This window comes from Hymenobacter monticola, assembly GCF_022811645.1.
GTDB lineage: Bacteria > Bacteroidota > Bacteroidia > Cytophagales > Hymenobacteraceae > Hymenobacter > Hymenobacter monticola.
The window spans coordinates 5309076-5322610 of the sequence record NZ_CP094534.1; the positions used below are offsets into that span (position 1 = coordinate 5309076).

Consider the following 13535-nt stretch of genomic DNA (forward strand, 5'->3'; position numbering starts at 1 on the left):
CGCAACTAATCCAAACGAAAGGAATTAGCCGCGCGGTAGAGATGCTTCGATTGCGCTCAGCAGGACGTTCTTTTGTGTTCACCTTTTTTCGCCTAACTACCTAAAACTCCTACCCTCCCACCCCCATACCCTCCTCCCCTAAATAATGAACGCCCACCTCGCCCGCCTCTGCCACCTGGCCGCCCAGCCCAGCCGCCGCATCATCGGGCTCATGTCGGGTACTTCGCTCGATGGGCTGGATGTGGCTCTGTGCCGCCTCACGGGTCACGGCCCCGGCACGCGGCTGGAGCTGGAGCAATTCCGCACCGTGCCGTATGATGAGGACACGAAAGGCCGCATCCGCCAGGTTTTTGCGCGCGACACGGTGAGCCTGGAGTACCTCACGCTGCTGAACCCGTGGCTGGGCCAACTGCACGCAGCCATGATTCTGGACTGCCTGCAGGCCTGGGGCATCAGTCCGCAGGAGGTCGACCTCATTGCCAGCCACGGCCAGACCATCTACCACGCCCCGCGCCACCAGCACCAGCGCGCTGACTTCGACTTAAACGCTACCCTGCAGCTCGGCGACGGCGACCACGTGGCCGTACACACGGGCATCATCACGCTCAGCGACTTCCGCCAGAAGCACATCGCGGCCGGCGGCGAAGGCGCCCCCCTGGCCGCCTACGGCGACTTTTTGCTGCTGAGTAGCCCCGATGAGGAGCGGCTGCTGCTCAACCTCGGCGGCATTGCCAACTTCACCTACCTGCCCCGCGCCGACGGCGACGCCACCGCCGCCTTCAGCACCGACACCGGCCCCGGCAACACCCTGCTCGATGCCACCGTGCGCGCCCACTTCCCCGACTTGGCCTACGATGAAGACGGCCGCCTGGCCCTGGCCGGCCGGGTGCACGAGGGCCTGCTGGCCGCCCTGCTCGACCATCCATTTTTCGCCGCGCCCCTGCCCAAAACCACCGGCCCCGAACTGTTCAGTGCCGCTTACCTAGCCGAAGCCCAGCAGCGCAGTGCCACCGAAGCCCTGAGCCTTGAAGACATCTTAGCCACGCTGGCCGAGCTGAGCGCTGTGGGGGTGGCCCGGGCCATGCAGGCTGCCTTTCCCGACCGGCCGGCGCCCGCGGCGGTGTACGCCAGCGGCGGCGGCGCCCACAACCCGGCCCTGCTGGCCGCTTTGCAGCGGCAGCTGCCGGCGGCTCGCTTCGCCACCACCGATGTTTTGGGCGTATCCGGCGATGCCAAAGAGGCCATTCTGTTTGCGGTATTGGCCAACGAGGCCGTGGCGGGCCAGCCCGTGGCTATAGGGGCGGGGCGGCAGCGGGTGCCGGCCGTAGGTATGGGCAAAGTATCGTTTCCAGGGTGAGGCGCTGCGTGACGTTCTTTAGCTCCTCAAACTTCTCATTCCCACCCATGAATACGACCACCCAAGCCGCCGTCGACACCACCGGCACCCGGCCGCTGGCCGAGGCCTCGCAGCCCGGCCGCCTCATCAGCCTCGACGTGTTTCGGGGCCTCACGGTGATGGCCATGATACTGGTGAACAACCCCGGCGACTGGGGCCATATCTACCCGCCGCTGGAGCACGCCGAATGGAACGGCTGCACGCCCACGGACCTGATTTTCCCGTTTTTCCTATTTATCGTGGGCGTGAGCCTGGTGTATGCGCTCGATGGCGTAAAGCAGCGGGGCGGCCCGCAGGGTGCGGTGCTGGGGCGGGTGCTGCGCCGGGCGGGCGTGCTGTTTGGGCTGGGCCTGCTGCTGTCGTTGTATCCGAAATTCGATTTTTCGGCGGTGCGCATTATGGGCGTGTTGCAGCGCATTGCGCTAGTGTTTCTGGGGTGCAGCTTCATTTTCCTGAAAACCAGCTGGCGCACGCAGGCCTGGCTGATTGTGGGCTTCCTCATCGGCTACGCGGTGCTGATGCAGCTGGTGCCGGTGCCCGGCTTCGGCCCTGCCAACCTAGAGCCCGCCACCAACCTCGGCGCCTGGCTTGACCGCACCGTTTTCAGCGAAGCCCACCTCTGGAAGCAAAGCAAAACCTGGGACCCCGAAGGCCTGCTTGGCACCCTGCCCGCCTTGGGCACCGGCCTGTTGGGCGGCCTCACGGCCCAATGGTTGCGCCGCAAAGACCAGGAGCCGGCCGCCAAAGTGGCTTGGCTGTTCGTTGCGGCTGGCGCGCTTATCGTTCTCGGGCTATGCTGGGCGCCGTGGTTCCCCATCAACAAAGCGCTGTGGAGCAGCTCCTACGTGCTCTACACCGGCGGGCTGGCCATGGCTGGCCTAGCCGCGCTCTACTGGTTGTGCGACGTGCAGGGCTACCGCCGCTGGACGCGCCCGGCGCTGGTGTACGGCGTGAATGCCATTCTGGTATTTTGCCTCTCGGCCCTGCTTTCGCGCACGTTCGGGCTGTTCAAACTGGCGCTGCCCGGCGGCAAAACCGGCGGGCTGAAGGAGTGGCTGTACGAATGGGGCATTGCGCCTTTTTTCCAGGACCCGCGCACGGCCTCGCTGGTGGGCGCGGTCACGCTCATCATTATCTGGTATTTCATTTTGAGTTGGATGTACAAGAAGGGCGTGGTGCTGAAGGTGTGAGCGGTGTTGCTCAGCATGACGTTCTTTGGGGCACTAAAAAACGACTTTTGCTCCATGAAAATCCTCATCATCGGCGGCGGCAACATGGGCCTGACTTATGCCCGCAGCTTTGCCCGCACCCACGTCACGTCCCGGCTCGACCTGCGTTTGCTGGCCCGCTCGCCCGAGCGGGTGCCGGCCCTGGCCGCCCACGAGGTAGGCACCGTGTGGGGCACCCCGCAGGAGTGCGTGCCCGGCGCCGATATCCTCATTCTGGCCGTGAAGCCGCAGGACTCGGCCGCGCTGTTCGACACCATTGCAGGACTGGTGCAGCCGCAGCAGCTGGTGCTCAGCATCATGGCCGGCGTGCGCATTGCCACCATCCGGGAGGCGCTGGGCACGCCCAAAGTCATCCGGGCCATGCCCAACCTACCGGCCCAGATTGGCATGGGCATGACAGCTTTCACCGGCACCGATGAGGTGACGCGCGCCGAGCTGGTGCAGGTGCAAAACCTGCTCAGCACCACCGGCAAAACCGTGTACGTGGAGCAGGAAAGCGCCATTGATGCGAGCACGGCCATCTCGGGCAGCGGCCCGGCCTACGTGTACTACTGCATGGGCGCCCTCATGGACGCCGCCGCCCACATGGGCTTCTCGCCCGCCGAAGCCGAGTTGCTGGTGAGCCAGACCTTCCGCGGCGCCGTGGAGCTCTACTCCCAATCGGGCCTGAGCTGCCAGGACTGGATTGCCAAGGTGGCCTCCAAAGGTGGCACCACCGAGGCGGCGCTCAAGGCTTTCGGGGCGGGCGCAGTGCGCGAGGGCCTGATGGCCGGCGCTGGCGCGGCGCGGGACCGGGCCGAGGAGCTGGGAAAATAGTACCACCAAGCTGTGCTTGGTGCTGCGTTGCCGGTTGCCCAACTTCACCAAACGGCGCCAAGCGCAGCTTGGGGTGCTAAGCTTCGTGCCAGTAGCTATAAGGCCACTGCTGCCAATCTGCCGCCAGACCCGCTTTCACGGGGTTATTGAGTGTGTAAGCAATGGTGGCCGCCAACTCGCGGGCATTGCGAATGCGGTGGTCGTAGCTTTCGCGTTGCCACACCCGGCCCTCACTGCTCCGCAGGCGGTTGAGGTGGCGGGCCGTATGGCTTTTCAATCGTTGCAGGGTGCGGGCCAGCGGCGCAGTGGCATCCACCGGCAGGTGCACTATCAGGTGCACGTGATTGGGCATCAAACAATAACTCAACAGGTCGTAGCCGACACCATCGGCAAAATGCAGAGCCGCCTGTACTATGGCGGCTTCGGCAGGCTTGGTGAGGTAGCAAGGGCCGTAGTTGGCGCGGTCGAGCACGGCATCGAACGTAGTGAAAAAGCCTTTCCGCTCGCCGGGATTGACGGCAGCCGACGGATTGGCTTCGCGCAACCGTAACTCTCGCTCTTCGATTAGCTGCAGCACCACTTTGCGCGGCAGTGAGCCGGCTAACCGAAAGGTGATGAAATAGGATTCGCCCGGAGCCAACCGGTGAGGCAGAAAGCGCTGGTAGTGCGTAAGCTCCATAAGTTCTTTATGCAGCGCGTGGATTGTTGTGGGCTGAAACCGGAGTTGGTCGGGGCTAAATACGTCGGCACCCAAGCACAGCTTGGGGGTACTACGCCACCGAATACCCCGCGAAGTCCTTCCGCAGCTGTGTTTTCAGGATTTTGCCCGTGGCCGTATGCGGCAGGGCATCCACAAACTCCACCGCGTCGGGCTCCCAGAACTTGGCCACCTTGCCCCGGAAGAAGCCGAGCATCTCTTCCCGCGAAACGTCCATGCCCGGGCGGAGCACCACTACCAGCAATGGCCGCTCGCTCCACCGGCCGCTGGGCACGCCGATGACGGCGGCCTCGGCCACGGCGGGATGGGCCACGGCCAGGTTCTCCAGGTCAATGCTGGAAATCCACTCGCCGCCCGACTTGATGACGTCCTTCGAGCGGTCGGTTATTTGCATGAAGCCCTCGGCATCAATGGTGGCCACGTCGCCGGTACGGAACCAGCCGTCGGCCGTGAGCTCGCCGGGCGTGGGCGTGCGGAAGTACTCGCGCACCACCCAAGGGCCCCGCACCAGCAGGTCGCCGAAGGCCACGCCGTTGTGCGGCAGTTCCTGACCGTCGTCGCCCACAATCTTCATATCGACGCCGAATACCACCCGGCCCTGCTTGGCCAGGGTGGCGGCTTTTTGCTCGGCGGGCAGCGCCAGCTGGTTGGCCTTGAGGCGGCTGGCAGTGCCCAGGGGACTGATTTCCGTCATGCCCCAGGCGTGGGTGATGGTCACGTTCAGCTCCTCCACAAAAGCCTTCATCAAAGCCGGCGGGCAGCTGGAGCCGCCCACCACCGTGCGCCGCAGCGTGCTGAACTGCCGCTGGCCTTCGCGCATGAACTGCAGCAGCGCCAGGCAGATGGTGGGCACCCCGGCCGAGAACGTGACGCCCTCCGTTTCCATCAGCTCAAACAAGCTCGCGCTGTCCATGCCCGCGCCGGGCAACACCAGCTTGGCCCCGTTGAGCGGGGCCGCGTAGGGCAAGCCCCAGGCGTTGACGTGGAACATGGGTACTACAGGTATAATCACATCAAGGGCCGAGCAGCCCAGCGAATCGGGCAAGGAGATGCCCAGCGCGTGTAGCACCGTGGAGCGGTGCGAGTAAAGCACGCCCTTGGGCTGGTCGGTGGTGCCGGAGGTGTAGCAGAGCGAGCAGGCCGTGTTCTCGTCGAAGCTGGGCCACTCGTAGTCGGCCGTTTCGGCGGCCAGCAGGTCTTCGTAGCTGCACAGGCCGGGCAGGGCCGACTGCACCGGCAGGTGCTCGGGGCCGGCCAGCAGCACCCATTTTTCCACGGTGGGGCACACCGGTGCCAGCCGCTCCACCAGCGGCAAAAAGGTTAAGTCGAAGAACAGCAGCCGGTCCTCGGCGTGGTTGATGATGTAGACGAGCTGCTCCGGAAACAGGCGCGGGTTGATGGTGTGGCACACCGCCCCGATGCCCGCCACGCCAAAATACAACTCAAAATGCCGGTGCGTGTTCCAGGCCAGCGTGCCCACCCGGTCGCCGTTTTCGATGCCGAGCTTCAGCAGGGCCTGGGCCAGCTGCTGGCTGCGGCGGTTGGCGGCGGCGTAGGTGTAGCGGTGGATGCCGCCCTCGGGCAGCCGCGACACAATTTCGGTGTCGGCATGCCACTTGGCGGCGTGCTCGATGATTGTGGCCACGCGCAGCGGCTGCGCCATCATTAGTCCTAGCATAACAGGGCGGGGTGGGAATGAGAGTAGGCCTGTAAGGTAGCAGCAGGGGCCGATAAATGCCAGCCGGAAGCTATTTTCGGCCGGCCCGGTTACGTTTCGCTAAGCCGGGCGGTAGTCGGGCCATAGCTGGCTGCTGCCCCCTATCTTTCGCTCCATGCGCGTCCTTCGTTTTGCTACCCTCGCTGCCCTGCTTGCCGGCCCGGCCGTTGCGCAAACGCCCCTAAAAGTGGGCGACACCCTCCCCGATTTCGTGCTGCCGCGGGTGGTGAACCGGGCGGGCGGCACCTTCGCCTCCGCAGAGGCCAAGGGCAAGGTGCTGGTGCTGGAATTCTGGAGCACCACCTGCAGCCCCTGCATCCCGGCCCTGCAGCGGCTGGCCGACCTGCAGCAGCGCCATCCGGCCGAGGTGCAGGTGGTGGGCATCTCGACCGATTCGGAAGCGCGCCTGCTGAAGTTCCTGGCCAAGCGGCCCGTGGCCCTGCCACTGGCCTCGGCCCCCGCCCCCGGGCAGGACGTCAACCGCTGGTTTCCGCACCAGATTATTTCGCACACCGTGGTGGTCGATAAGAACCGGCGCGTGGTGGCCATCACTTCGCCCGAGCAGTTGACGGATGCGGCGCTGCTGGCCGTGGCCGCCGGCCGCCCCGTGCATCTCAAGCCCAAGCAAGACGTCCTCAACACCGACCCGATGAGCTACTTCCCGGTCGATACGGCCACGCGCTACGCCGTGAGCGTGCGGCCGTTCATCCAGGGCTTACCGGGCATGATGCGGCCCGAGCGCCAGGGCCCGCTGGCCCGGCGCCGCCTCACGGCCATCAACCTCGATTATACTTCGCTGTTCCAAATCGCCTACGAAACCAGCTACTTCCGCATTCAGAACCAGCTGCCCGACAGCCTGCGGCAGTACGACGACCTCTCCAAAGTCTGCCTTGATTTCATTGTGCCGCCCGGACAGGAGGCCCGCCTCAAACTACTGATGCGCGAGGCCCTGCGCCAGTACCTGCCGGTGCAGGCCACCTGGGCGCCTGCCACCAAACCTGCCTACGTGCTGCGCCGCCTGAAAAACGCCCCGCCCCTGCCAGCTTCTACCAAGCCCGAGCAGCTCAGCTACGGCGGCGGCGAATTTGCCATGCAGGGCAGCGCCCTCGAAAGCCTGCGCGCCTACCTCGAAAACGAGCTGCAGCGGCCCGTGGTGGATGAAACCGGCCTGAGCGGCCATTACGACGTAGCCTTTGCTACAGAGGGCGAGGACATAAAAGGCTCGCTCGTGGCGGCGCTGGCCAAGCTGGGCCTTGAAGTGGTGGAAGCCCCCCGCCAGATTCAGATGCTGCGCCTCACGCCAGTTCCCTTCGCCAATTAGGGCGGCCCTCCCGATTACGGCAGTCGGTACCAAAGCGTACCTCCTTCGAGAAAGGCCACGACGCCCACGCCCTTGGCGTAGTACAGCCGCCGAATGGGCTTGGTCCGGGGCGTGGGCACAGCGGCATATGGGCTGTTCGATACCTGAATAACCGGGCCGTAGCTTACACCGCCCACCCGCAAGCTGGGCAAAACCCGAGCCGTGGTATCAGGCAGTGCTTTGCCGGCAATGGCTTCCTGCACGGGCAGGTTGTTGTAAAACCCAAAATCCCAATAAAGCTGAGTCCGAACGACTACCGGCCCGGCGCCATGGTTGTCGTCAAGGCTCATCTCTAGCAAAGTACCTCCCTGGGTCATGGGAATGGAATCGGGCCGGCCCGGCGTGCTGCTCGAAGAGCGCACGTAACGCACAGTATCGGTGCGCAGGACGTCCACCCTAATTTGTTGTAGCCTCGACGGCGTTGGGCCTGCCAACACGGGAATGCCTCCGCAGTTGCAGAGCTCAACGATGCGGTCGTCGACCTCCGTAATGGAGAACGTGCGCACCTTGCTGCTACGCGCCTGCCCAAACCGGAGCACGTCGCCCACATGATAGGGCTGCCACGCCATTTGTTCAGCAGACAGGCGGTACTCGGGCGTTTCTTTTTTGCCGCAGCCCGCCAAGGCTAACAGCAGTAAGGCAGCGGCGGTAGAACGCATGGGATAATGAATTAATGGAAAGGCACATTAGCAAGGTAAGCACGTTGCAGCAATGCGTTAGCCAACATTCATCGCCCGCGCTTACCGCGCTGCCTCAATGGCCAGCTGCAGCAAGGAGCTGCGCACGCTCAAGTCGCCCAGCTTGTTATTGCGCCGCGTGGGGTGCACCCGGTTGGTGAGCAGAATGACCACCAAATCCTTTTCCGGCTCTACCCAGAAGTAGGTGCCCGTAAAGCCCGTGTGCCCGTAGCTGCGTTGCGAGGCCGATTTGGCCGAGTTCACTGTGGGGTTGGCCGCGGGGCGGTCGAAGGCCAGGGCGCGGCGGTTGTCGGGGCAGAACTGGCAGCGCGTCCACTCGTCCATAATGGTTTTGTCGAAGAGCTGCTGGCCGCCGTAGCGTCCGCCCCAGGCATAGGTCTGGGCCAGCTTGGCCACATCGTTGGCATCGCCAAACAGGCCGGCGTGGCCCGAGAGGCCGCCCAGCAGGGCCGCGCCCTCGTCGTGTACGGTGCCGTGCAGCAGCTGCCGCCGGAAGGCCGAATCGACTTCGGTGGGCACGATGCGCTTGCGTGGAAAGCGGTTGGTGGGCCGAAAGCCCAGCGTGGTGGCGCCCAGTGGCCGGTACACCTGCTGCTGCAAGTAGCTGTCAAACGTTTGCCCCGTCCTAGCCTTCACCAGCTCGGGGTAGAGAATAAACGACAAGTCGGAATACACGTAGCCCGGTTTGTCATTCAGCGGCGACTCGCCAATCTCCTTATAGATGCGGGCCGGCAAGTCCTTGCGCGCCCACAGCCCGGCCGCCACCGGTAGCGGAAACCGCGCCGACGAGTCGGCCCGGAAATAGCGGCGGCGCAGCTCGCCGTTTTTCTTGCGCAGCTCCTGCCAAAACGGAATCCAGGCTTTAAGCCGGGCCTGGTGGGCCAGCACGTCGCGCATCTTCAAATCGGCCTTGTTGGTGCCGCGCAGGAAGCCAAAATAATTGCCCATCGCGCTGTCGGGGCTGAATTTGCCCTGGCCCTGCAGCTTCAGCAGCGCCGGCGTGGCGGCCATCAGCTTTGTCATCGAAGCCAGGTCGTAGAGGTCGTCATTTTTCACCGGCCGCGGCACGGAAGGAGAAGTGAGAAGCGGGGAGCGGGGAGCATCTTTTTCCTTCGATTTCCCGCTTCGCGCTTCCCGCTCCCCGCTTTCAAAGCCTGCATACGTCTGGTTGCCGTAGCTTTTGCGCAGCACCACCGTGCCGCGCCGGGCAATGAGCACCTGCCCGCCCGGGAACGCCTGCGCCGCCAGCGCCCGGCCCACCAGGCTGTCCACCCGGGCTTCGAGGCGCGGGTCCATGCCCACGTCTTCGGGGTTGGCGTAGCGCAGGCGGAAACCCGAGGCCGTGCGCAGCCCGAAGCCGCGCGGGTACCGGTCGCTCACCGTCACGGGCAGGCGGCCGCTGGCCCCGATGCCGCCAAAAATGGCCTGGGCGGCCAGATTCTGCGCATTCGGGCTTTCCTGATAGGCCAGCACCACGGCAGCGGCCCGGTCGAGGTCGCGCACTTTGGCCACGGCGTAGGCCGAGCCGAACACACTGAGCACCAGTGTTTGCCTCTGGTTTACCAATTCGCGCAGCAGCAGGTTGGTTTCGGGCGTAATGCCGAAGCTGGTGGCAGGCAGGCGGCCCAGGTTCTGGAGCGAGACCAGTATCAGGTTGTAGGGCTTGAGCGCCGTGCGCAGCTGGGCCAGCTCGTCGAGCGTGGGGGTGGCCGCGGCACGGAAGTGGGCCGTGGGCGCGTAGTCGGCCACGGCCCGCTGGAAGTCGGTGGTGTCGGGACTGGTGCTACCCAGCACCAGCGTGGCCACGCGCAGGGTGTCGAGGCGCTGCAGCGGCAGCAGGCTTTTTTGGTTGCGCAGCAGCGTGATGCTCAGCTCGGTGAGGCGGTGGCTGAGGTACTGGGCGTGTGGCGCGTTGAGGTCTTCGTACAGGTTTTGGAGCTTGATGGGGCGGTAGCGGTTCAGGCCGGCCCACTGCTTGAGGGCCAGCACGCGGCGGCAGTGCACGTCGATTTCCTGCTGGGTGAGGCGGCCGCTGTCCACGGCTGCGCGCACCATGCGCAGGGCCAGCGGAATATTCTTGCTGAACTCCAAAATGTCGTTGCCGGCGATGAGGGCGCGCACATCGGCCTCGCCGGGCGCAAACATCGACGTGACGCCCTTCATGTTCATGGCATCGGTAAAAATCAGGCCCTTAAAGCCCATTTCCTGGCGCAGCAGCCCTTCGATGATGGGCCTGGAGAGCGTGCTGGGCCCGGGCACGGTGTCGAGGGCGGGCACGTTGAGGTGGGCCACCATCATGCCGCCCAGGCCACCCGCCACCAGGCTGCGAAAGGGCGGCAGCTCAAGCGAATCGAGCCGGCGGCGGTCGACGCGAACGGTGGGCAGGGCCAGGTGCGAGTCGGCGTCCACGTCGCCGTGGCCGGGGAAGTGCTTGGCCACGGCCAGCACGCCGGCGTCCTGCATGCCGCGCATGTACTGGCGGCCGTCGCGGGCCACGGCCGCCGGGTTTTCGCCCCAGCTCCGGAAGCCAATGACCGGGTTGGCGGGGTTGTTATTCACGTCGACCACCGGCGCGAAGTTGACGTGCATGCCGAGCCGCTTGAACTGGTAGGCCACCTCGCGGCCCATGTCGTAGAGCAGCGTGGTGTCGGTTTCGCCGCCCAGGCTCATTTGGTAGGGAAATTTCACCATGCTGTCGAGGCGCATGCCCACGCCCCATTCACCGTCCATTGCCACCAGCAGCGGCACTTTGGCCTGGCTCTGGTAGCGGTTCAGCAGCTTGGCCTGCCGCACCGGCCCGCCCTGAAAGAAAATGAGCCCGCCGATGCCATACCGCTGGATGAGCGTAGAAATCGAGTCTTCGTCGATGCGCTTGCGGTTGGAATACGCGGCCACCATAAACAGCTGCGCGGCCCGTTGGTCGGGCGTGAGCGTGCGCATCACGCTGTCGACCCAAGGCGAGTGCAGGTAGCGGTTGAAAGCGGGGGCTTTGGCAGTAGAACGGGGCTCGGCGGCAGCCCTGCGCATGGTGGCGCGGTTGACCGCAGTTTTTTTGGCGGAAGCCGATGGCTGGCGGTTGTGGGCTTTGGGCTTAGCCGGAGATTGTTGACCACTAGAAATGGAGCCAGGCCGATGCTGCGCACCTGCCCATAGCGACAGTGCCAACAGGCTGCAAAATAGCAGCAGATTCTTGAGATGCGACAAAAGTTGGAATGGGATGTTTACACGAAAGTAGCTCTCGTAGCCGGCATCCGCTCATCCCCCCCAGGAATTGAAGCCTCCGACAAATAAACACATTGATTTACTGATGTTTGCAGTGCACAACCAAGCCAAATTATCCATTCCAGAAGCTACCCTAACGCATAAAGCAATGTATGAACATTATTTGATTGCCGAAAATAATACAAACGCATATTATTATTAATCAATTATTTGCAAGTAATATTGAGCCGCTATTTCAAATATGGACAGGTATAATTGTTCAGATGAATAAGCTAGACTTATGTACCTTGCAATTGTTTTGCAAAGTTTTTATTGAATTTTTTTTAATTCTAGGTAAACTTCTTAGCTTCAAATTTTTTGACTCTTCCAGAGTCTTTTTTTGCAGAATTTCCCGCAATACCCCCTTTTTACGCATGAATACTCACTTACTTTCTTTCGCTCTGCGCCCTGGCTTCCAGGAAGCTATTCTATTTAGCACGACCGCCTTGCTACTTAGCTCATCTGTCGCAGTTGCCCAAACATCATCCAAAACCCAAGGCTTCAACGCTGCATACACCGCCCCCGCTACAGGGAGCGTGCTGGGCTTTTCTACGGATGCCAACGGTGCTTATTTTAATAACTCGACAACTGCTGCTTCCGCCGGTAGTTTCGGAACCTATGGCGTTATTAACGGTAGTAACGGTCTTACAGGCACCGCGACAACAGTAAATTTCGACCCCCAAATTTTCCAAAAAAGCTCTGCTGGCAACCTGTTTTCTTTCGAAGTAGGAAGCCTTGGAAATGCTTCGTTAAATCCGGCGTACAGTGACGGGTTTACGGGGGGCAGTACCTTTGTGGTGAACTTTACGTTGACAAATGCCATCACTGGGGCGATATCAACTGCTACTATCACCATCAATTCAACAAATGGTGCAAACAGTGGACCGTTGTTTCTGGCCGGCAATAGCACTACCTCCCCAATAATCGCGGCCGTTACGGGAGTCAGCGGCCAAAATACGGCTGTCGCAACGTCTACGATATCAAGGGTTGATATTACGCTTCCCAATTTTGCTGACAGAACCACCGTAGCTGCTTCCATCACTATTAATACGTCCAGAAGAAATATTCTTGTTTTGGACAACGTCACCATTTCTTCCAGCTTGCCCCTGCCCGTCGAACTCTCCCGCTTTGGAGCCACGGCCAAAGGCAAAGCCGTGAACCTGAACTGGGCCACCGCCAGTGAGAAAAACAATGACCGTTTCGACGTGCAGCGCAGCGCCACAGGCGAAGCTTTTGAAACTATTGGCAGTGTGAAGGGCAACGGCAACAGCACGGTAGCCCACGAATACTCCTTTGTGGACAAACAGCCCCTCACCGGTCTGGCCTACTACCGCCTGAAGCAAGTGGATAACGACGGCACCATTGCCTACTCGCCTGTGGCCGTCGCGAAAGGCCCGCGCACCGAAGCAATGGCCTTCCCCAATCCGAGCGAAGGGCAAATCACGTTGGCCGCCGACCTAGGCCCGGTTACCTACCGCGTGTACAACAATCTGGGGCAGAGCATTCTGCACGGCCAGGCTACCGGTGGCGAGCGCCTGAATGTATCCGGCCTACCCAAAGGCCCCTTCTTCTTGGAGCTGACCAGCTCTAACGGCCGCACTATCCAGCGCCTGATGCACGAATAGCGCCCGCCGGACTCCTCCTGTTTGTAATAGCCCTGCTTTCTTCGGTGAAAGCAGGGCTATTTTTTGCATTCTCACGTACTTCCGGTATTAACCGGAAGTTCTCACTTTTCGCTCTGCCTTATGCACCTATCTTATTTCCGACCCTATATCTGGATGCAACTGGCAGTGGCCTGCGGTGGCCTGCTGATAAGTGCCTGCAGCAGCAACGCACCCCTGGAACAGTCGAGCGGCGGCTCAACCCGGGCCACCACCGTGCAGCTCGACACCACGGCCACGCTGCCCACCGAGACCTGCCGCCTGCTCACGCCCCGCGAGGTGGGCGACCTCACCGGGCAGCCCGTGCAGCAGCAGGCCGGCGGCGAGGCCTGTCGTTTTGTGCAGGCCGACCAGCCCAACAGCCCCGATGCCGTGGTGGTGGTTTCGTACCGGCCGGCCTCGGCCTTCGGCATCGTGCAAACCGGCAACCGCCTGAAGCGGCGCAACATATTGGCTGTGAGTGGACTGGGGCACGAGGCGTATTACGATGACTCGCATGGCGACTTGTACGTGGGCCTGCCCGACCGCACGCTGGTTATCGGCCTGCCGCGGGCCGACCGCGGCTACTCGCGCTGGCAGGTAGCCAAGGCGCTGGGCCGGCTGGCCATGGCGCGCCTGGCGGCGCCGTCTGCGCCGGTGCCAGTCCAGTAGCGCGGGGCGTACGGGGCTAGGGAGCGGT

10 protein-coding genes are annotated in these 13535 nt (G+C 62.9%); 6 read left to right on the plus strand and 4 right to left on the minus strand.

Features of this window, described 5'->3' with window-relative positions; translation table 11 throughout:
* Positions 1-145 precede the first annotated feature (145 nt).
* Genes MTP16_RS22250 through proC form a run of 3 tightly spaced genes read left to right on the plus strand, consistent with a single transcriptional unit; the run spans position 146 to position 3441 of the window.
* A complete protein-coding gene (locus MTP16_RS22250) occupies positions 146-1357 on the plus strand; it encodes an anhydro-N-acetylmuramic acid kinase (RefSeq protein WP_243514150.1) in 1212 nt (403 codons plus the stop codon).
* 47 nt (positions 1358-1404) lie between these two features.
* Positions 1405-2586 (plus strand): acyltransferase family protein, encoded by a 1182-nt coding sequence (locus MTP16_RS22255; protein ID WP_243514153.1) that lies wholly within the window; start codon positions 1405-1407, stop codon positions 2584-2586.
* Between the two features lie 54 nt (positions 2587-2640).
* Positions 2641-3441 carry a pyrroline-5-carboxylate reductase gene (gene proC, locus MTP16_RS22260; protein WP_243514162.1) on the plus strand — a complete coding sequence of 267 codons (801 nt, stop codon included), beginning with the start codon at positions 2641-2643 and terminating at the stop codon, positions 3439-3441.
* Positions 3442-3517: 76 nt separating this feature from the next.
* Here the strand turns inward: proC and MTP16_RS22265 are convergent, their stop codons facing one another.
* Together MTP16_RS22265 and MTP16_RS22270 are read right to left on the minus strand one after the other, a co-directional pair.
* Entirely contained in the window at positions 3518-4120 is a 603-nt protein-coding gene (locus MTP16_RS22265; RefSeq protein ID WP_243514168.1) for an REP-associated tyrosine transposase, read from the minus strand.
* 91 nt (positions 4121-4211) lie between these two features.
* Positions 4212-5837: a 3-(methylthio)propionyl-CoA ligase gene (locus MTP16_RS22270; RefSeq protein ID WP_243514171.1), complete on the minus strand. Its 1626-nt coding sequence runs from the start codon at positions 5835-5837 to the stop codon at positions 4212-4214.
* Between the two features lie 154 nt (positions 5838-5991).
* Here MTP16_RS22270 and MTP16_RS22275 point away from each other — a divergent pair, with 154 nt between their 5' ends.
* The gene (locus MTP16_RS22275) at positions 5992-7197 is read left to right on the plus strand and encodes a redoxin domain-containing protein (RefSeq protein WP_243514174.1); all 1206 of its coding nucleotides are present in this window, start codon (positions 5992-5994) and stop codon (positions 7195-7197) included.
* Positions 7198-7211: 14 nt separating this feature from the next.
* Here the strand turns inward: MTP16_RS22275 and MTP16_RS22280 are convergent, their stop codons facing one another.
* Positions 7212-7895 carry a hypothetical protein gene (locus tag MTP16_RS22280; protein ID WP_243514177.1) on the minus strand — a complete coding sequence of 228 codons (684 nt, stop codon included), beginning with the start codon at positions 7893-7895 and terminating at the stop codon, positions 7212-7214.
* A gap of 81 nt (positions 7896-7976) precedes the next feature.
* On the minus strand, positions 7977-10961 hold the full coding sequence (locus tag MTP16_RS22285) for a glycoside hydrolase family 3 N-terminal domain-containing protein (RefSeq protein WP_243514179.1): 2985 nt from the start codon (positions 10959-10961) through the stop codon (positions 7977-7979).
* 458 nt (positions 10962-11419) lie between these two features.
* On the opposite strand from MTP16_RS22285, the gene MTP16_RS22290 reads away from it, so the two are divergent.
* Positions 11420-12820 carry a T9SS type A sorting domain-containing protein gene (locus tag MTP16_RS22290; RefSeq protein WP_243514182.1) on the plus strand — a complete coding sequence of 467 codons (1401 nt, stop codon included), beginning with the start codon at positions 11420-11422 and terminating at the stop codon, positions 12818-12820.
* 120 nt (positions 12821-12940) lie between these two features.
* Positions 12941-13507 (plus strand): hypothetical protein, encoded by a 567-nt coding sequence (locus MTP16_RS22295; protein WP_243514186.1) that lies wholly within the window; start codon positions 12941-12943, stop codon positions 13505-13507.
* Positions 13508-13535: the final 28 nt, after the last annotated feature.